At 31.8% G+C, this 18,564-nt stretch carries 18 protein-coding genes; 12 read left to right on the top strand and 6 right to left on the bottom strand.

The annotated features are described in order from the left end of the window. Position 1 precedes the first annotated feature (1 nt). From M4I21_RS02220 to M4I21_RS02200, 5 genes are all read left to right on the top strand, one after another. Positions 2–1,201 (top strand): molybdopterin molybdotransferase MoeA, encoded by a 1,200-nt coding sequence (locus M4I21_RS02220; RefSeq protein WP_249557402.1) that lies wholly within the window; start codon positions 2–4, stop codon positions 1,199–1,201. A 1-nt stretch (position 1,202) separates the two neighbouring features. Then, the gene (locus M4I21_RS02215) at positions 1,203–2,213 is read left to right on the top strand and encodes an XdhC family protein (protein WP_249557401.1); all 1,011 of its coding nucleotides are present in this window, start codon (positions 1,203–1,205) and stop codon (positions 2,211–2,213) included. A gap of 9 nt (positions 2,214–2,222) precedes the next feature. Next, the gene (locus tag M4I21_RS02210) at positions 2,223–2,807 is read left to right on the top strand and encodes a nucleotidyltransferase family protein (RefSeq protein WP_249557400.1); all 585 of its coding nucleotides are present in this window, start codon (positions 2,223–2,225) and stop codon (positions 2,805–2,807) included. A gap of 113 nt (positions 2,808–2,920) precedes the next feature. Beyond that, a complete protein-coding gene (locus M4I21_RS02205) occupies positions 2,921–3,409 on the top strand; it encodes a sigma-70 family RNA polymerase sigma factor (RefSeq protein ID WP_249557399.1) in 489 nt (162 codons plus the stop codon). A gap of 2 nt (positions 3,410–3,411) precedes the next feature. Further along, positions 3,412–4,020: a hypothetical protein gene (locus M4I21_RS02200; RefSeq protein WP_249557398.1), complete on the top strand. Its 609-nt coding sequence runs from the start codon at positions 3,412–3,414 to the stop codon at positions 4,018–4,020. Between the two features lie 66 nt (positions 4,021–4,086). Here M4I21_RS02200 and M4I21_RS02195 read toward each other — a convergent pair whose 3' ends face one another. Continuing rightward, complete coding sequence (locus M4I21_RS02195) at positions 4,087–4,350, bottom strand: heavy-metal-associated domain-containing protein (protein WP_249557397.1); 264 nt, start codon at positions 4,348–4,350, stop codon at positions 4,087–4,089. A gap of 162 nt (positions 4,351–4,512) precedes the next feature. Between M4I21_RS02195 and M4I21_RS02190 the strand changes: the two genes are divergently transcribed. The 3 genes from M4I21_RS02190 (at position 4,513) to M4I21_RS02180 (ending at position 7,271) form a co-directional block, all read left to right on the top strand. Beyond that, positions 4,513–5,085 carry a uracil-DNA glycosylase family protein gene (locus M4I21_RS02190; RefSeq protein ID WP_249557396.1) on the top strand — a complete coding sequence of 191 codons (573 nt, stop codon included), beginning with the start codon at positions 4,513–4,515 and terminating at the stop codon, positions 5,083–5,085. Between the two features lie 259 nt (positions 5,086–5,344). Then, on the top strand, positions 5,345–5,794 hold the full coding sequence (locus M4I21_RS02185; protein ID WP_072302102.1) for a cold-shock protein: 450 nt from the start codon (positions 5,345–5,347) through the stop codon (positions 5,792–5,794). Between the two features lie 124 nt (positions 5,795–5,918). After that, positions 5,919–7,271, top strand: a complete 1,353-nt coding sequence (locus M4I21_RS02180; RefSeq protein ID WP_249557395.1) for a DEAD/DEAH box helicase — start codon at positions 5,919–5,921, stop codon at positions 7,269–7,271. Between the two features lie 4 nt (positions 7,272–7,275). On the opposite strand, the gene M4I21_RS02175 is transcribed toward M4I21_RS02180, so the two are convergent. Next, positions 7,276–7,872, bottom strand: a complete 597-nt coding sequence (locus M4I21_RS02175) for an acyl carrier protein phosphodiesterase (protein ID WP_249557394.1) — start codon at positions 7,870–7,872, stop codon at positions 7,276–7,278. Between the two features lie 95 nt (positions 7,873–7,967). On the opposite strand from M4I21_RS02175, the gene glmM reads away from it, so the two are divergent. Next, a complete protein-coding gene (glmM, locus tag M4I21_RS02170; protein WP_249557393.1) occupies positions 7,968–9,356 on the top strand; it encodes a phosphoglucosamine mutase in 1,389 nt (462 codons plus the stop codon). 56 nt (positions 9,357–9,412) lie between these two features. On the opposite strand, the gene M4I21_RS02165 is transcribed toward glmM, so the two are convergent. Next, positions 9,413–10,300, bottom strand: coding sequence for a lysophospholipid acyltransferase family protein (locus M4I21_RS02165; RefSeq protein WP_249557392.1), 888 nt, complete (start codon positions 10,298–10,300; stop codon positions 9,413–9,415). Between the two features lie 58 nt (positions 10,301–10,358). Here M4I21_RS02165 and M4I21_RS02160 point away from each other — a divergent pair, with 58 nt between their 5' ends. Together M4I21_RS02160 and M4I21_RS02155 are read left to right on the top strand one after the other, a co-directional pair. Then, the gene (locus tag M4I21_RS02160; protein WP_072302107.1) at positions 10,359–11,006 is read left to right on the top strand and encodes a rhomboid family intramembrane serine protease; all 648 of its coding nucleotides are present in this window, start codon (positions 10,359–10,361) and stop codon (positions 11,004–11,006) included. Positions 11,007–11,124: 118 nt separating this feature from the next. After that, positions 11,125–12,762 (top strand): LVIVD repeat-containing protein, encoded by a 1,638-nt coding sequence (locus tag M4I21_RS02155; protein WP_249557391.1) that lies wholly within the window; start codon positions 11,125–11,127, stop codon positions 12,760–12,762. Between the two features lie 73 nt (positions 12,763–12,835). On the opposite strand, the gene M4I21_RS02150 is transcribed toward M4I21_RS02155, so the two are convergent. Both M4I21_RS02150 and M4I21_RS02145 read right to left on the bottom strand, forming a co-directional pair. After that, positions 12,836–13,945, bottom strand: coding sequence for a TlpA disulfide reductase family protein (locus M4I21_RS02150; RefSeq protein WP_249557390.1), 1,110 nt, complete (start codon positions 13,943–13,945; stop codon positions 12,836–12,838). Positions 13,946–14,053: 108 nt separating this feature from the next. Then, positions 14,054–14,569, bottom strand: a complete 516-nt coding sequence (locus M4I21_RS02145; RefSeq protein ID WP_249557389.1) for a porin family protein — start codon at positions 14,567–14,569, stop codon at positions 14,054–14,056. Positions 14,570–14,658: 89 nt separating this feature from the next. On the opposite strand from M4I21_RS02145, the gene M4I21_RS02140 reads away from it, so the two are divergent. After that, the gene (locus M4I21_RS02140; protein ID WP_249557388.1) at positions 14,659–17,565 is read left to right on the top strand and encodes an FAD-binding and (Fe-S)-binding domain-containing protein; all 2,907 of its coding nucleotides are present in this window, start codon (positions 14,659–14,661) and stop codon (positions 17,563–17,565) included. Positions 17,566–17,575: 10 nt separating this feature from the next. Here the strand turns inward: M4I21_RS02140 and M4I21_RS02135 are convergent, their stop codons facing one another. Next, a complete protein-coding gene (locus M4I21_RS02135) occupies positions 17,576–18,442 on the bottom strand; it encodes a UDP-2,3-diacylglucosamine diphosphatase (RefSeq protein WP_249557387.1) in 867 nt (288 codons plus the stop codon). Positions 18,443–18,564: the final 122 nt, after the last annotated feature.

Raw genomic sequence — 18,564 nt, 5'->3', positions numbered from 1 at the left:
AATGATAACATTTAAAGAAGCATATAACAAGGTTTTAGAACATACTGTAGATTATGGCACAGAACAGGTGCATTTAAAAAATGCTGTAGGTAGAGTTTTAGCTATTGATATTAAGGCTGATAGAGATTTTCCGCCATTTAATAGAGCTACTAAAGATGGTATAGCATTATCTTATTCGGCTATTAAAAATGGTCAAGATTCATTTAAGATTGAAGCCGTAATTGCTGCTGGTAACCCAACCGTAGAGTTAAAAGAACAAACATCTTGTGTAGAAATTATGACAGGTGCAGTTGTTCCAAACAGTACAGATGTTGTTGTAATGTACGAGGATATTAGTATAGAAAACGGTATTGCTAAACTGCAAAAAGTACCAACACAAGGTCAAAATATACATTTAAAAGGTAGTGACGAGGCTAAAGGCGCAACTGTACTACAGAAAAATACACTAATTACTGCTGCAGAAATAGGGGTGTTATCTGCCGTGGGATCTGCAGAAGTAACGGTTAAGAAACTACCAAGCATAACCACTATAGCAACGGGTAACGAGTTGGTAGAAGTTACAGAAGTTCCTTTACCGCACCAAATACGTAAATCTAATATTAACTCTTTATGTGCTGCTTTGTTAGAAGAGCATATTGTAGCAGAGTCTTTGCATTTAAAAGATAGTAAAGAGGCTATTAAAGAGGCTTTAGAAATTGCTTTACAAACCAATGACGTTTTGTTGTTAAGTGGTGGCGTTAGTAAAGGTAAGTTCGATTTTTTACCAGTTGTACTAGAAGAGTTGGGGGTAAAAAAAGTGTTTCATAAAGTATTGCAACGACCGGGGAAACCTTTTTGGTTTGGTGTACATAAAAAAACAAATACTGTTATATTTTCGTTTCCTGGCAACCCAGCATCTACATTTGCCAATTATCATATCTATTTTAAGGATTGGCTTGCAAAGTCATTACAACTACCTGTAACAGAAAACTTGGTTATTTTAAATGAAGAGATAGAAAATAAAGGCTCGTTAACATTGTTTTTACGTGTAAAGATCACAGTTGAAAACGGAAAACTACTAGCGAACAGAATAAAAGAAAATGGTTCAGGAGATTTAACTAGTCTTGCAAATTGTGATGGCTTTATTAAAATTGCTCCAAGCCAAAATACTTATCTAAAGGGAGATACTATACCTTTTGTAAAAACAAGAAGAGTTTTATAAGATGACGCATGAACTAAAGAAAATACTAACTGCTTTTACCGTTGCAAAAGAACAAAATAAAAGGACTGTTTTGGCTACTGTTGTTGCTCTAGATGGATCTTCTTACAGGCGTCCTGGAGTGCGTATGCTTATTTTAGATAGTGGCAAAACTATTGGTGCCGTTAGTGGAGGTTGCGTAGAAAAAGAAGTAATTAGACAAGCAGATTCGGTTTTTAAAACAAGCATTGCAAAAGTAATGACCTATGATGGACGTTATAGATTGGGTTGCGAGGGTATTTTATATATTTTAATAGAACCTTTTGAGCCTAGTAGTAATTTTTGCGCTACTTTTTGGAAAACAATAAGAAACAGAACTAATTTTAGTGTTTCATCTTATTATGAGAAAAAAGATGTGAAAAGCTCGAATTATGGTTCTATTTTTACTTTTTTAGATGAAAAAATGGTAGTTTCTACTAGTTTTACTAAAAATGAAGAGTTGCCATTATTTAACCAAGACTTAGAACCTTGTTTTAGATTACTTGTGGTTGGTGCAGAACATGATGCGGTGCAGTTAACTTCTTATGCAGCTTTAACAGGTTGGGAGGTCACGGTATGTACCATACCAAATGAAGAAAAACAAGTAACAGATTTTCCTGGAGCAGAAAGATTACAAGTAAGCACGCCAGAAAATTTAGATGTTTCTGCTATAGATAAACAAACAGCAGTAGTATTAATGACGCACAGCTACGTTAAAGATTTACAATATTTGTTAGCTTTAAAAAATTCAAATCCGGTTTATCTTGGTTTATTGGGGCCAGCAACACGAAGAGAAAAATTGTTAAACGAGTTTATAGAGCATTATCCAGAGGTTACAGAAGAGTTTTTAGATGTAATTCACGGTCCAGCCGGATTAAATATAGGAGCAGAAACTCCGCAAGAAATTTCTATTGCAATTGTTGCAGAAATTTTGACAGTTATAAGAAAAAGAGAACCTATACAATTAAAAGATAAAATAGGAAAAATACACAACTAAATACAACCAATGAAAATAGCCAACCTTATTTTAGCAGCAGGTTCTTCAAGCAGAATGCAGAGCACCAAACAAGTATTACCTTGGAGAAATACAACTCTTTTAGGAAATGCTCTTCAACAAGCAGAAAATACTGCTTTATTAGATGTTTATTTGGTTTTAGGAGCAAATGCAGAAGAGATTAAGAGTAAAATCGATTTAAAAAAAGAGAATGTCTTTTTAAATTTAGATTGGAAAAAAGGACTTGGCAGCTCTATTGCTTGTGGGGTTACCGAGTTAGAGAAGTTACCAGAAGAATACAATGCTGTATTAATAACATTGGCAGATCAGCCTTTAATAGATAGTGCTTACTTAACTAAAATGGTAAGTCTGTTTTCTACCTCTATAAGTACAATTGTTGCTACTAATTACGGAGATAGAGTAGGAGTACCTGCTATTTTTGATGCTACTTACTTTTCAGAATTAAAAGGACTAGGTCAAGATTATGGAGCAAAAGAGGTTTTAATAAAGTACGCAGAAGAAATTGTAATGGTAGAACCTAACGGTAAAGAAATAGATATAGATACTAAAGAAGACTATAGTAATTTGGTAAAATAATAGTTAAATATAGCAGTAAACAAAGGCCTCTATTAAAAATAGGGGTTTTTTTATGCCTAAAAGTGTGATTTTTTTAAAGTATCTTATACTAATGCTATAAATAGAAGTTGAGTATGACCAAAGAAGAAAAATTTGTAGAATTAATACAAAACAATCAAGGTCTAATTTTTAAGATTACAACTGTATACACTACTAATAAAACGGACCAACAAGATCTGTATCAAGATATAGTATACCAACTTTGGAAATCTTTTGATGGATTTAAAAACCAATCTAAAATTAGTACTTGGATGTATAGAGTGGCATTAAATACAGCCTTAACTAGACTTAAAAAGAAAATTAAAGCACCTAAGAGCATAGCTATAGAAAAGGTTGTATTGCAACAAACGGAAAATTATAATCCTGTTTTTGAAGAACAATTAAAAATGGTGTATGCTCAAATACAACAGTTAAACGTTTTAGAGAAAGCACTTATGTTACTGCTTTTAGAAGGAAAACAGTATGATGAAATAGCAGAAATAGTAGGTATTACAGCAAGTAATGTTGGAACTAAAATTTCTAGGATTAAGCAAAAAATGAAAAATAATATTTTAAATAAATAATTATGGATATTGAAGAGATGCAAGCCATATGGTCACAAATAGGCCAAGATTTAGAAAAGCAAAAGAAAATTACAAACACACTAGTCCTAAAAATGACACAAGAGCGCTATGCAAACAAATTTAATAAATTAGCAACGTATGAAACAGTAGGAGCGTTTATTTGCTTTATTACAGCAGTGGTAATTTTACTAAACTTTAATAAGTTAGATACTTGGTACTTTGTTTTGTGTGGGGCACTTTTAATTGTATATTTTATAACGTTACCTGCTTTGGTATTAAAGTCTTTATACGCTATTAAAGCTATAAAAATAGATGCAGCCAGTTATGCTTTAACAGCAAAAAAATATGTAAAAGCTAAAAACAAGTTAATGCTTGTACAACAATTAGGCGTTTGTTTAAATTTTGTGGCTATAGTATTGGTAATTCCTGTATTTTCTAAACTATTTAAGAATAAGGATGTTTTTGTTACGCCAAGTGCTATTTGGTATTGGTTGTTGCCAGTTCTTGTTATAGTAATGGTTTTTGTGTCTAAATGGGGATACAATTGTTATAAAAAGATAACAAACTCGGCCGAAAACTTATTAAAAGAACTAGAAGATACTGAGGTTTAGTTTTAAATAAAAAAAAGTCTGACTATTTTAAATAGCCAGACTTTTTTTTATGCTTATGTTTATTTCTTATAACTGAAACAAACCACCTTTAGGAATTGCGTGAAAACCAGATGGTTTAACCGCATTTTCAATTTTTTCTATTTCTACTATGGCATTCGTATGTATAGTAAGTTCTGCAGGGAAAACATCAGCATTTACTATTACGTCTTTAATGCCGTTAACAGTAAGTATAGCTTCTACTACTATAGCAATGTCTGCTTGTTCTTTGGCGTTTGTACCAAATATTTTACCGTGGTTTCCAGGTATTACATTTTCAGAAAGTAAACTCATTTTGTATGTTTTATAGTGTGTATATGTACATATTAATAAAACACAAAATTAAAAATTAATATGTGTAACCTCTAATTTAAAAGGTAAAAACATTAAATGTTAGCATAGGTATAGATTAAGACTTTAATTTACCTTAAATTTAGAATTCTACCTTTCTCTACTATGGAAAAACTTATAGAAACAATTAAAGACTGCACAGTATGTAGTGCTAAATTACAGTTTGGTCCACGACCAATTGTTAGCGCCTCTAAAACTAGTAAAATAGTTATTATTGGTCAGGCTCCAGGCAGTGTTGTACACAAAACAGGAATTCCTTGGGACGATAAAAGTGGTCAGAATTTAAGAAAATGGATGGGTATTTCTAACGAAGATTTTTACGATCAAAAAAAAGTAGCTATAATACCTATGGGGTTTTGTTACCCAGGGAAAGGAAAAACGGGAGATGTACCACCAACAAAAGAATGTGCTCCCTTGTGGCATAAACATATTTTAGACGAAATAGATTCAGTTAGCTTGGTCTTATTAATAGGTTCTTACGCACAATATTATTATTTAGGGAAAAATGCAGAGAGAACTTTGACCCAAACAGTAAAAAATTACCGTAATTATTTACCAAATTATATGGTCTTACCGCACCCATCTCCTAGAAATAATATCTGGCAAGCAAAGAACAAATGGTTTGCAGAAGAGGTGTTGCCAGTACTAAGGAAAAGGGTTACAGGCGTTCTTAAGTAGTATAAAAATGATGGTAAAACCATTAGTTATCAAAAAATTAACTTTGAATTTAGATGTAAATACTATTTTATATTTTAAAATTTGTATATTTGTAGCCTAAAGAAAAAGTTTAAATACACAACAAGTGGTCCCTATAAATCCTGATTCTAAATCTTTTTAGACAGGTTAATTAATAAAAGTCGCCCCTCTACGTATTTACTCAATTCCTTTTTAAAGAGCTAAATAGGCTAAGTACAATTCTAAAAAATAGTAAATATTAATGGCGAGATCGCAACAGACATTCGGTAAAAAAGAAAAAGAAAAGAAACGTTTAAAAAAACGTGAAGAAAAAGCAAAACGTAAAGTAGAAAGAAAAGCCAACTCTAAGGGTGGTGAATTTGAAGATATGCTTGCTTATGTTGATGAAAATGGACATCTTACCGATACTCCACCAGATCCAACCAAGAAAGTTAAAGTTGACGCTGAAAGTATAGTAATTGGTATTCCTAAGAAGGAAGAAATGGAAGAAGAAGATCCAGTAAGACAAGGAAAAGTATCTTTCTTTGATACTTCTAAAGGCTTCGGATTCATTATAGATGCAGAAAATAACGAAAAGTATTTTGTTCACGTTAGTGGATTAGTTGATGAAATCGCAGAAAACGATAAAGTTAGCTATGAACTAGAGAGAGGTATGAAAGGAATGAATGCCGTACGTGTTAAAAGAGTATAATACAATAACTACTATTGTATACAAAAGCGGTCATATTTTAGTATGACCGTTTTTTTTATGTAAAACTAATTCTAGAGTTTACAACTACTAGAAATATCTTGTAACTTTGCCCAAAATATTATAAATGGAATCTTTTTCTGAATTTAATCTTAAAAAACAACTGCATTACGCAATTGATGATTTAGGTTTTTCTACCCCAACCCCAATACAACAAGGTGCTTACCCTGTAATTCTATCTGGTAAGGATATGATTGGTATTGCACAAACGGGTACGGGAAAGACTTTTGCTTATATGTTGCCTATATTACAAGATTTAGAATATTCTAAGCAAAAAAATCCAAGAGTATTAATATTAGTACCAACAAGAGAACTTGTTTTACAAGTAGTAGAGCAAATAAGTAGCTTTTCTAAATACATAAATATGCGCGTTATGGGTGTTTATGGAGGAACAAATATGAACACTCAAGCACAAATGGTATCTAAAGGATCAGATATTATTGTTGCTACACCAGGGCGTTTATACGATCTTGTCTTATCTAGAGCATTACAATTAAAATCTATAAAAAAGTTAGTTATAGATGAAGTAGACGTAATGTTAGATTTAGGTTTTCGTTTTCAGATTACTAATATTTTTGAGTTGTTACCTACACGTAGACAAAACATTATGTTTTCTGCTACAATGACAGACGATGTAGAAGTTTTAATTAACGATTTCTTTATTAATCCAGAAAAGGTATCTATTGCTATTAGTGGTACACCACTAGATAATATACACCAAACAGCATACGCTGTTCCTAACTTTTATACAAAGGCTAACTTGTTAGTTCATTTGTTAAAAGATGAGAAAACATATAAAAAAGTATTGGTCTTTGTTGCAAACAAACGTTTTGCAGATCGTTTATTTAAATCTTTAGACGAAATTTTTGCTGAAGAATTATGTGTTATTCACTCTAACAAAACACAAAATTATAGAATACGTTCTATTAATCAGTTTGATGAAGGTAAAAACCGAATCTTAGTGACAACAGACGTTATGGCTCGTGGTTTGGATTTGGATAAAATATCTCACGTAATTAATTTTGATACACCAACTTTTCCTGAAAACTACATGCACCGTATTGGTAGAACAGGTAGGGCAGAAGAGCAAGGTAATTCTATATTGTTTTATACAGAAAAAGAAGAAGAGTATAAAGATGCTATAGAGGAACTAATGGATTATAATATTCCTGCATTAGAAATTCCAGAAACAGTAGAGATATCTAAAGAATTAATACCAGAAGAGCGTACCGTAATTTTAGAGCACCACAATCCTATTAACGTAAACGCTGAAGAAAGAGGCGCTAGTTTTCATGAAAAGAAAGAGAAAAACCAGAAGGTAAACAAAGGTGGTTCTTATAAGTTCGAGATTGCTAGAAAATATAAAAAACCTAAAACTAAAGGGGATAAGAACTACAATAAGCGTAATAAGAAAAAGTAATAATTTACGCTTCTTCTAGTAAAGAAATATACTTTTGCTTAGCAAAGGTTGTTAATTCTTCAAAAAAGGAAGTAAACTCTTTTTCAAACTCATCGTAATGTTCTTTTAAATCTATAATGGCAAAATTCATTTTAGATTTATTTTTAGTACGTCTATTCATTCCGTCTAAAACCTTAGATATACCAGCAAGACTTGCATAACTAAGTATCCAATTATCGGCTATCATATACGGCATCATATGCTTTGTATTATCTGGTAATATGGGAAAGTTATCTTCTAATAGATCGTAAAAGTTATCTACAAAGATATCTAAAGGAGTGTCGGAGTATTTGCTCCAGTTTTTAGCTAAAAAATGATCATAAAAAATATCTACAATTACACCACTGTAATGTCCGTAATTTTCGTGTAGTTTTTTGGTGCTTTTACGTACCGTTTTATGCGCATCTGTAAAAGTGTCTATATGTCTGTGTAGTGTAATACCTTTTTGTATGTTTTTTGGCAAGTGTTTAAACTTATTGCCTCTTATACTATCGGCAATAAAGTTTCCTATAGTTATTTCATCGTTATCAAAAGAAAGGTAAATGTGTGCCAGAAAATTCATAAATCGATATTAGTATTCTTAAAATCGAATTTACAAATTCAAAACCTAAGAATTGCTTCTGTACATGTATATTTGTAAAAACTTTTATATTATATATGACACTAATCAAATCCATTTCAGGAATACGAGGAACAATAGGAGGTAAGCCTTCAGAAAACTTAACACCTTTAGACGCAGTAAAATTTGCGGCAGCTTATGGTATTTGGTTAAAAGAGTACTCTAAAAAAGAAAAATTAAAAGTTGTAATTGGTCGTGATGCTAGATTATCAGGAGAAATGATTCAGAATATCGTGGTTTCTACTTTAGTTGGTTTAGGAATAGATATTATAGATTTAGATTTGTCTACAACGCCAACCGTAGAAATTGCTGTGCCTTTAGAAGCAGCAGACGGTGGTATTATACTAACAGCTAGTCATAATCCAAAACAATGGAATGCCTTAAAACTTTTAAATGAAAAAGGAGAGTTTTTAGATGCAGAACAAGGAGCAAAAATATTAGCTATTGCAGATAAGGAAGAATTTGTATTTTCTGAAGTAGATGACTTGGGAACAATTCTTAGAAATGACTCTTACATAGATATACATATTGATGAAGTTTTAAACTTGTCATTGGTAGACAAAGAAGTAATTAAAGCTGCTAAATTTAAAGTGGTTGTAGATGGTGTAAACTCTACGGGAGGTATTGCAATACCAAAGTTATTAGAAGAACTAGGAGTAGAAGTTGTAAAACTATACTGTGAGCCTACAGGTCATTTTCCGCATAATCCAGAGCCTTTAAAAGAACACTTAGGAGATATTAGTGCTTTAGTTGTCAAGGAAAAAGCAGATTTTGGTATTGTAGTAGATCCAGATGTAGACCGTTTAGCATTTATTAGTAATGATGGTGAAATGTTTGGAGAAGAGTATACATTGGTTGCTTGTGCAGATTATGTTTTAGGTAAAACTAAAGGAAACACAGTCTCTAACTTATCTTCTTCTAGAGCTCTTAGAGATATAACAGAAAAACACGGTGGTATATACCAGGCTGCTGCTGTAGGAGAAGTAAACGTAGTTACTAAAATGAAAGCTACTAACGCAGTTATTGGTGGCGAAGGTAACGGAGGTATTATATATCCAGAAAGTCACTATGGTAGAGATTCATTAGTTGGTTCAGCTTTATTTTTAATGCTTATGGCAGAAAAAGGAGGTACAGTTGCAGAATTAAGAGCTAGTTATCCAAGTTACTTTATGAGTAAAAAGAAAATACAGTTAACACCAGGGTTAGATGTTGATGGTATTTTAGTTGCTATGGCAGATAAATATAAAGATGAAGAGATATCTACTATAGATGGTGTAAAAATAGATTTTGCTGAAAATTGGGTACATTTACGTAAATCAAATACAGAACCAATTATTAGAATTTATACCGAAGCTAAAAGTCAGGCAGAAGCAGATAAATTAGCGGATCGTGTAATATCAGAAATTAAAGAAGTAGCAGGTTTGTAATTCATACTACTGTTTCAAATAAAAAAACTCATTGCCTTTAAAAGCTATGAGTTTTTTTATTTATTAAACTTAGGCGTTTTACCTGCGTGTTTCCAACGTTTATGTGTCCATAAGTAATACTCGGGCTTTTTTCTAATTTGTTCTTCTGTAAGTCTTAAAAACTCTTCTGTAATGTAGTTTTTTTCAGTTTCTTTACCCGCTAAAGTAATTGGTATAAACTCGGCATTGTAATATCCTCTTTTTACTTTGCTAACTTTTATAAATACAACGGCAAGGTCTAATTTTCTTGCTAAAATTTCGGCTCCATTATGTATAGGTACTTTTAGCCCCATAAAATTACCCCAATGTTGAGCTCGAGAGTATTGCGGCGATTGGTCACTAACCATACCGTATATTCCTCTAACACCTTCTTTTTCGTTTCTAATAACTGTTTTTACCGTATTTCTTTGGGTTATAGGTGTAGTGTTCCATCTAGAACGTACATTTTTAATCCACTTGTCAAAATACTTATTTCCTATTTTTTGGTATACAGCATAGCCTTCTGTATCTATTAGGTTATTAATACTAACATTCCACTCCCAATTGGCATAATGTGCACAAACTAATAAAATACTTTTTTCTTTTTCTATGGCTTTTAACTCTTCAATATTTACAACATTAAATCTTTTTTTAACTGCTGCTTTAGATAAGCTCATGGTTTTTACCATTTCCATAAACATATCACACATATGTTTAAAAAAATTAGCGCGTATTACTTTTAATTCGTCTTCTGTTTTATTTGGAAAAGTAAGTTTTAAGTTATCTAAAACTACTTTTTTACGGTAGCCAACAACGTGGTATACTAAAAAGTACATCACATTAGAAACCCCATAAAACAAAGTATATGGAAGAATTGAAACAATCCAAAGAATTGGATACACTAAAATAAAAACTAGTAACTGCATTAAGAATAAAATTATGCAAATATAGTTATATTTGAGGCTAAACTACAGCAGTTAAAAAATGAATTTACACCCAGTAACAATAGTCCTAATAGCATTGAATATTATAGTAACCTTAAAGGGTTTAAATGATACTTCTTTTTTTGAACGTTATAAATTTAGTATTGGCGGTATTAAAGCGGGTCAAAAAGACAGAATGTTTACTTCTGGTTTTTTACACGTAGACATATCACACATATTCTTTAATATGTTTACGCTTTATTTCTTTGCTAACGTAGTAATATCGTACCTAGGACCAGTAAACTTTGTACTTATATATTTAATAAGTTTAGTCGCGGGTAGTTTACTGGCTTTATTTTTTCATAAAGATGAACCTTACTATAGTGCTGTAGGAGCAAGTGGTGCTGTGACAGGAATTTTATATGCAGCTATTTTACTAGAACCAAATATGCGTTTGGGTATTATGTTTATTCCTATACCATTGCCGGCATATGTATTAGGTATTGGTTATTTACTGTATTCTATTTATGGTATGAAAAAGAGAATAGGTAATATTGGGCACACAGCACATTTTGGAGGAGCAATTGGTGGTTATGTTACCACTATACTTTTTAAGCCAGATTTATTAATTACAGACACTTTGGTTGTGGCATTACTAGCTATACCTATAATTGTATTGTTTATTTTAGCTAAACTAGGTAAATTATAACTGTTTGTATTGAAAAGGAATAAGTAAGGCTACTAAAGTTTACTTATTGTATAAAAAATGTACTAAGTAGTTTATTTTCACGTTATAATTATCCCAAATAATTAATAACCTACTTAGTATGAAGTTTAAATCCTTGTTGTTTTCTATGGCTATTGCCCTAGGATTTGTTGCGTGTAGTGAAGAGACTACCGTTTTTAATGAAGCAGAGAAATTAGCAGCGTTAGAAGTTAATCAAGAAACACTAACAAATAGTATTGTATTTGACAATGCAGGTGTTCTAAACGTTTTAGAAGAAAGTAAAGTATCAGGAAAATTTTCGAAAGAAGAAGATGACCTAGCGGGTGATTATCCACTTACTTTAATAGCACAAGTAAAACCACCAACTTATAATGGTAATACTAAATTAGCAGCTACGCATATTGCTGTAGATGGTGATTATGCTTATGTCTCTTATAACACACAGTTTGATACTTATGCTGGCGCAATAGATATTATAGATGTTAGTGATCCTCATAATCCAGAAGTAAAATCAAGACTAAATTATACAAATGCAGATATAAATTCTATAACTATAAAAGATGGTTATGTTTATGCTGCAGGTAGTGTAGATGCGGAGTTATCTGCTACTGCATTAGAAAACTCTTTTGTAGCCAAAATAAATGTTACCGGTGGTTCTTTTAATTTAAATGATATTACTTACGGTTTTCAAAAAGGAAAAGCAGGTACAGATGTGATTTCTTTTAGTAATAAAGTATATGCTACTAGTGGTAAAGAAGGTACATTAACAGTCTACAGTACGGCAGGTATGAAGATTGAAAAACAATTAGAAGCTAACGATTTACTTTCTGTTGCTTCTCATAATGATAAATTAGCTGTTTTAGATGGCGATTTTGGAGTTACGGTATACAATCAAAACTTAGAAAAAGTTAGTACAATTGCCATAGATACGGACTTAGGTATTGGTACTAAAAAGAATATGGATTTTACGGATACTAAAATCTTAGTTCCAGAAGCTAACAAAGGAGTAGGTGTGTATAACTTTGCTTCAGGTGAATTTATTAAATACATACCAGTTTCTATTCACCCAGATGCAGATGCATCTGGAGATAATGTTACCAATGCTATTTCTAAAAATGGAGATGTAGTAATGATAGCTAACGGAGCTTCTGGTTTGTGTTTAGCTGAAGAAAAAAATGGTGATTTAACTGTCTTTGGAATTATAGATATAGAAGGTTCTGTAAACTATGTAACCACAAAAGGTGATTATGTTTTTGCTGCTTCAGGAACAGAAGGTTTACAAATTATAAAATTAAATAGACCATCTACAAGCTTAGAAACAAAATGTACAGGTTTAGAAAAATATAGAGGTTCTTCTAATTTAACAGTAAATACAGGTGAAGAAAAACAATATACAGGTTCTAAAAGATTTAATAGTGTAATTAGTAAAGGTGAATTGTTATTATGCGGTTCTTGGACTACGAGATACAGCACTACAATAGAAGAAGACGCTTTATTTGAAATGAGAGGTACCTATGCAATGGCTACAAACAGTAGAAGGTCTTCTTTAACAATAAAAAAGAATGCTACTTTTAGAGTAGAAGGCAATTTATATGTTTATGGAGATGTTATCTTGGAAGAGGGGGCAACATTAGAATTTCTAGGAGAAGATTCAGTTGTAAGTGTATACGGAACGGTTACAAAATCTGCTACGGCGGAAGTTACAGGTAAGTATAGAGATGCTAGAAACAAGTTCTAATCTTAAGTTTTAAGATATAAAAAAAGCCCTGAACTTAATTAAGTTCAGGGCTTTTTTTTGTAGGTCTAATAGACTATTGTAGTAACTCAGCTATTTTAGCTTCTAAGTCATCTCCTCTTAAGTTTTTTGCAATAATGATACCATTTTCATCTAAGATAAAAGTAGCAGGTATAGATGTTACATCGTATAATTTTGCAACTTCTTGTACATCTTTAGCGTTGTAAACGTGATTCCAAGTTAAACCATCCTCTTCAATAGCTTTTTTCCAATCATCAGCACTTCTGTCTAGAGAAACACCAACAATGTTTAGGCCTTTGTCGTGGTATTTGTTGTATACTTTTACAACATTAGGATTTTCGTTTCTACAAGGAACACACCAGGCAGCCCAAAAATCTATAATTGTTACTTTACCTAAAGCGTCTTTTAAAGCTAAATTTTTGCCTTCTAAATTAGGAGCAGAAAACTCAGGAGCTTTAGCACCTATAGCTGTGGCCTTAGATTTTTCTAAAACTTCTAAAATAGCTTTAGTAGCTCTTGTTTTTTTAACATCATCAGACAAACCATTTAAAAGCTCAGAAATTTCTTCTTGTGCTAAAACTTTGTTTGTAAACAGTCTACTAATAATCATCCCAGATATAACAGCATTAGGGTTTTCTTTTACAAAACTAATTTCGTAATCTTTACCTTCTTCTTGTATTTCTTTAATCTCATCTTTTAATGCTTTTACAGTAGCAGTATCTCTAGCCATAGAAGCTTTTTGGTAATCTTGTTGAATAGATTGTATTTTTTCTCCTATTTTTTTAGAGCCTTCTATAAAGCTAGTAAATGCATCGTTCTGTAATGTTCCAGAAACTACAACATTTCTTATACTGTCTTTATGTGCAGATATTTCTATTGTTCCTTGTTCAGGAAAAAACATCATATTACCTCTTACTTTATCAATAAAAATATAGTAAGGATCTAATGTTGCTGGCTTAGCTGTATTAAAAACAAATTTACCATCTTTAATAGCTACTGTATCTATTTCTACAACTGAATTTTTTTCACCTGCAGTTTTTAAAAACACTTTTGTACCATCTGCAATTTCGCCTCTAAGTGTACCGTTTACAACAAATGTATCTGCTTTTTCTCCACAAGCTACTGCTAGTATTGCAATAGTAAGTGTAACTAGTAATTTTTTCATTCTTTGTTTTTATTTTTTTAGATCTACAAATGTAGGCAAACTAAAAGTCATAAAAAAAGCCCTTAACATTTTGTATTGTTAAGGGCTTTTACTGTTTTTGTTTCTGTTTTAAAACTTATAACGTAAGCCTAAAGCAATATCAAAATCAAAATTATCACTAAAATGTTTGTAACCCGTTAAACCTATTTCTGGTCTAATGTCTAAAGAAACAAGTAGCGGAAAATCAAAATTATACTCTATACCAACATCACCAGCAGCAAAAATAAATAAGCCTCCATCTGGCTCTCTTATATCTGTTGGGTCTTTAGGGTTTGCTATTGGTTCAAAATCTACACTACCAAAACCAGCACCAGCACCATAATACCAGTTAAAGCCATTGTCTATAGCAAAAACCCACTGGTGTATACCAGATATTTTAAAAGAGTCGTAATTTTTACTATCTCTCCAGCCTAAGTTGGCCTCTAAACGTGTATACCTTGTTAGACTTTTTTGATAAGACAACTCTGCTCCAAAGCCTTTACTATCTCCCAGTCTTAAACCACCTGTATGCTCGGCTATATCTTGAGCACTGATTGTTGCGGTTATTAAAAAAACAAAAAATGGAATTACTTTTAAGATTTTCATAATACTATTAATTTTGGTGTAAAAATATGATGTTTAAATTACATTTAAGTGAATAAAAACTTATTTTAGTTCCCAAAAATTGTACCAAATTGAACACCGAACAACTTAACTCGCTAAGTCTTAATTTAGAAGGAGATCTATTAACCGATAAACTTTCGACTACTTTATACGCTACAGATGCATCTGTATACCGTAAAATACCTTTAGCTGTTGCTTTTCCTAAAAGTGAAAATGATATTAAGCAATTAATAAATTTTGCCTCAGAAAATAATATTGGTTTAATTCCTAGAACTGCCGGTACATCTTTAGCTGGGCAATGTGTTGGTGATGGTATTGTGGTAGATGTGTCTAAACATTTTACAGAAATACTAAATGTAGATGTAGATAAGAGGCAAGTTACAGTACAGCCTGGTGTTATTAGGGACGAACTTAATTTGTTTTTAGAACCCTATGGTTTGTTTTTTGGTCCAAACACGTCTACTTCTAATAGATGTATGATAGGTGGTATGGTGGGTAATAATTCATCTGGTACAACGTCTATACAATATGGTATAACAAGAGAAAAAACAGTTTCTTTAAAAACGATTTTGGCTGATGGTACAAATGCTAATTTTGGTAATTTAAGTGAAGCTGAATTTCATAAAAAAAGAGAAGAAGATAGTTTAGAAGGAAAAATCTATAACTCAATTTATAATGAATTAAGCATTAAAGAAACTCAAGATGAAATTATATCAGAGTTTCCTAAACCCTCTATACACAGAAGAAATACTGGTTATGCAGTAGACGAGTTGTTGCACAATAGTGTTTTTGGTAAAGAAGGTAAGTTTAATATGTGTAAACTATTAAGCGGTAGTGAAGGTACTTTAGCCTTTACAACAGAAATTACACTTCGTTTAGACCCGTTGCCTCCTAAGTTTGCAGCAATGATTGTTACCCATTACAATTCTTTAGAAGATTGTTTGTCAGATGTAGTCCCGGTTATGGACCATCAGCTTCATCTTTGTGAGATGATGGATAAAGTTATTTTAGACTGTACTAAAAATAACAGAGCTCAGCTAGAAAATAGGTTTTTTGTAGAGGGTGATCCCGCTGCTTTATTAATGTTAGAGTTAAAAGCAGAAACCAAAGCAGATCTTAATTATTTAATAGATAGTTTATTAGAGACTATTAAAAAATCAGGATTAAGTTATTCTAACCCTATTTTATTTGGAGACGATATTAAAAAGGCAGTAGAGTTACGTAAGGCTGGATTAGGGCTTTTGGGTAATATGGTGGGTGATAAAAAAGCTGTTGCTTGTATAGAAGACACTGCTGTTGCTATAGAAGATCTTAAAGAATTTATAGAGGAGTTTTCTGTAATAATGAAAGGCTATAACCAGAGTGCTGTGTATTATGCACACGCTGGTGCCGGAGAATTACACTTGCGCCCTATTTTAAATTTAAAAAAGGGTGATGATGTAAAATTGTTTAGAGACATTACTACAGATGTAGCTAAATTAACTAAAAAGTATAATGGTTCTTTTAGTGGTGAACACGGTGATGGTATTGTACGTGCCGAGTTTATACCGCTAATGATTGGTGATAAAAACTACCAATTACTGCGTAGAATTAAATCTTATTTTGATCCTAAAGGAATATTTAACCCTGGTAAAATAGTAGATTCTTACCCAATGGATGAATCTTTTAGATATGAAATTGATAGGGCAGAACCAGAGATAAAAACATTATTAGATTTTTCTGAGAGCGAAGGAATATTAAAAGCAGCAGAAAAATGCAATGGTAGTGGCGACTGTAGAAAAACAGAAAAGGCATCTGGAGCTATGTGTCCTAGTTACCACGTTACGCGTAACGAAAAAGATACAACAAGAGGTAGAGCTAATGCATTAAGAGAAATGCTTACCAATACAGATAAAACCGATAAGTTTAACCAAAAAGAACTTAAAGAAGTTTTTGATCTTTGTTTAAGTTGTAAGGCGTGTTCTAGCGAATGTCCTAGTAATGTAGATATAGCAACTTTAAAGGCAGAATTTACATACCAATACCAAGAAGAAAATGGTTATTCTTTTAGAAATAAACTTTTTGCATACAATACAAAGTACAATGCTTTAGGGAGTAAAATACCTAAAATCACTAATTTTATGTTTAATTCATCACTCTTTGGTGGATTATTAAAAAATATAAGTGGTGTGGCTCCTGAACGTAGTTTGCCTAATGTTTATAAATTTAATTTTGATTCGTACCTCAGTAACATTAGTAAGCCTAAAATTAAAAATAAGGGTAATGTTGTTTTATATATAGACGAATTTACAAAGTATTTAGATGTTAATCTAGGAATAGATGCTATACAGGTACTTACAAAGTTAGGATACAATATAGAGCTGTTTTATGCGGAAAGCGGAAGAACTTTTTTATCTAAAGGTTTTTTAAAAGAGGCGAAGGAAATTGCCCTTAAAAATGTTGTTAGTTTAAAAAAGTATGTAGATAAAAATATTGCTATAGTTGGTTTAGAACCATCTGCAATATTAACGTTTAGAGACGAATACAAAAAATTAGTTAGCGATAAATTGCTGGTAAACGCCATTGCAAATAATTCTTTTATAATTGAAGAGTTTTTGGCAAAGGAAATTGAAAAAGGGAATATTTTAAAAGATCAATTTACCAAAGAAGCAAAGACGATTAAAATACATAGTCACTGTCATCAAAAATCTTTAAGTAACCAAAAAGTTACTTTTGATGCGCTTAATATTGTAGAAAACTATAAGGTTTCCATTATAAGCTCTGGTTGTTGTGGTATGGCGGGTTCTTTTGGTTATGAGAAAGAACATTATGAAACAAGTATGGCTGTTGGTAATTTAAAATTATTTCCGGCTATTAATAATAGCAATTCTGATGTAATTATCTCTGCAAATGGTACAAGTTGCAGACATCAAATTTATGATGGTACAAAGCGTCATGCGTTACATCCAATAACAATACTAAAGGAGGCTCTTGTTTAATTAAGAGTTTTTATTCCGTAGAATTATCTTCAACCTTATTACTGTCTGTAATAGGGGTGTTGTTTGTTATAGTGTTTATGAGCTCTTGCATATCCATATTTTTTATTTCTTCATCAGCAAAAAAAGGAGCTAATTTATCGTGATTGTATTGGTACAGTTTCCAACGTTTAAAAGAGTATTCTAGGGCAGTAAGGTTCTCTATCCAATCTCCAGAATTTAGGTATACACAACGGCCGTATTTGTTTTCTCTTAATTCCTTTTTTGGTTGGTGTATGTGTCCGCATGCAACATAGTCGTACCCTTTTTCAATAGCCAAATTTATGGCTGTTTCTTCAAAATTACTAATGTATTTTACAGCGCCTTTTACACTATTCTTAATTCGTTTAGAAAGTGAGTATTTTTCTCTTCCCATTTTAGATAAACCCCAGTTTAGGGCTTTGTTTATAAGAATTAAAATATCATAGCCTTTACCGCCTAATTTGGCTAACCATTTTGCGTTTGTTATAGAGGCGTCAAAAACATCGCCATGGAAAAACCATCCTTTTTTTCCGTCTAAATCTAAAACAAGTTTATCTACAATATGTACGTTACCCATAACGGTACCACTAAATTTACGTAGCATTTCATCATGGTTACCAGTGATATAATAAACCTGAACACCCTTAGATGCCATCCCTATTATTTTTTTTAAAACTTTCATATGTGATGAAGGAAAATAACGCTTGCTAAACTGCCATACATCTATAATGTCTCCGTTTAGAATTAGAATTTTTGGGTCTATACTATTTAAATAAATTAGTATTTCGTCTGCGTGACAGCCATAAGTGCCCAAGTGAACATCAGAAATTACAGCAACATCAATTTTTCTTTTCTTCATCTCTAGTAGTTTACACAAACTAACCTATTCTATATGAATTGAATATGAACAAACAATGAAAATTTTGTGATGATTGCGTTAAGTGTGTATTAAGGCATATCTAAATTTTATATTCTGATGCT

Source organism: Cellulophaga sp. 20_2_10 (genome assembly GCF_023476645.1).
Classification (GTDB): domain Bacteria; phylum Bacteroidota; class Bacteroidia; order Flavobacteriales; family Flavobacteriaceae; genus Cellulophaga.
Note: the sequence above shows the minus strand (reverse complement) of the source record. Positions and strands in the feature narration are given on the sequence as shown.

Coding starts and splice junctions, on each gene's coding strand:
- M4I21_RS02220 (WP_249557402.1), top strand. CDS start 2: ATGATAACATTTAAAGAAGCATATAACAAGGTTTTAGAACATACTGTA.
- M4I21_RS02215 (WP_249557401.1), top strand. CDS start 1,203: ATGACGCATGAACTAAAGAAAATACTAACTGCTTTTACCGTTGCAAAA.
- M4I21_RS02210 (WP_249557400.1), top strand. CDS start 2,223: ATGAAAATAGCCAACCTTATTTTAGCAGCAGGTTCTTCAAGCAGAATG.
- M4I21_RS02205 (WP_249557399.1), top strand. CDS start 2,921: ATGACCAAAGAAGAAAAATTTGTAGAATTAATACAAAACAATCAAGGT.
- M4I21_RS02200 (WP_249557398.1), top strand. CDS start 3,412: ATGGATATTGAAGAGATGCAAGCCATATGGTCACAAATAGGCCAAGAT.
- M4I21_RS02195 (WP_249557397.1), bottom strand. CDS start 4,350: ATGAGTTTACTTTCTGAAAATGTAATACCTGGAAACCACGGTAAAATA.
- M4I21_RS02190 (WP_249557396.1), top strand. CDS start 4,513: ATGGAAAAACTTATAGAAACAATTAAAGACTGCACAGTATGTAGTGCT.
- M4I21_RS02185 (WP_072302102.1), top strand. CDS start 5,345: ATGGCGAGATCGCAACAGACATTCGGTAAAAAAGAAAAAGAAAAGAAA.
- M4I21_RS02180 (WP_249557395.1), top strand. CDS start 5,919: ATGGAATCTTTTTCTGAATTTAATCTTAAAAAACAACTGCATTACGCA.
- M4I21_RS02175 (WP_249557394.1), bottom strand. CDS start 7,872: ATGAATTTTCTGGCACACATTTACCTTTCTTTTGATAACGATGAAATA.
- glmM (WP_249557393.1), top strand. CDS start 7,968: ATGACACTAATCAAATCCATTTCAGGAATACGAGGAACAATAGGAGGT.
- M4I21_RS02165 (WP_249557392.1), bottom strand. CDS start 10,300: ATGCAGTTACTAGTTTTTATTTTAGTGTATCCAATTCTTTGGATTGTT.
- M4I21_RS02160 (WP_072302107.1), top strand. CDS start 10,359: ATGAATTTACACCCAGTAACAATAGTCCTAATAGCATTGAATATTATA.
- M4I21_RS02155 (WP_249557391.1), top strand. CDS start 11,125: ATGAAGTTTAAATCCTTGTTGTTTTCTATGGCTATTGCCCTAGGATTT.
- M4I21_RS02150 (WP_249557390.1), bottom strand. CDS start 13,945: ATGAAAAAATTACTAGTTACACTTACTATTGCAATACTAGCAGTAGCT.
- M4I21_RS02145 (WP_249557389.1), bottom strand. CDS start 14,569: ATGAAAATCTTAAAAGTAATTCCATTTTTTGTTTTTTTAATAACCGCA.
- M4I21_RS02135 (WP_249557387.1), bottom strand. CDS start 18,442: ATGAAGAAAAGAAAAATTGATGTTGCTGTAATTTCTGATGTTCACTTG.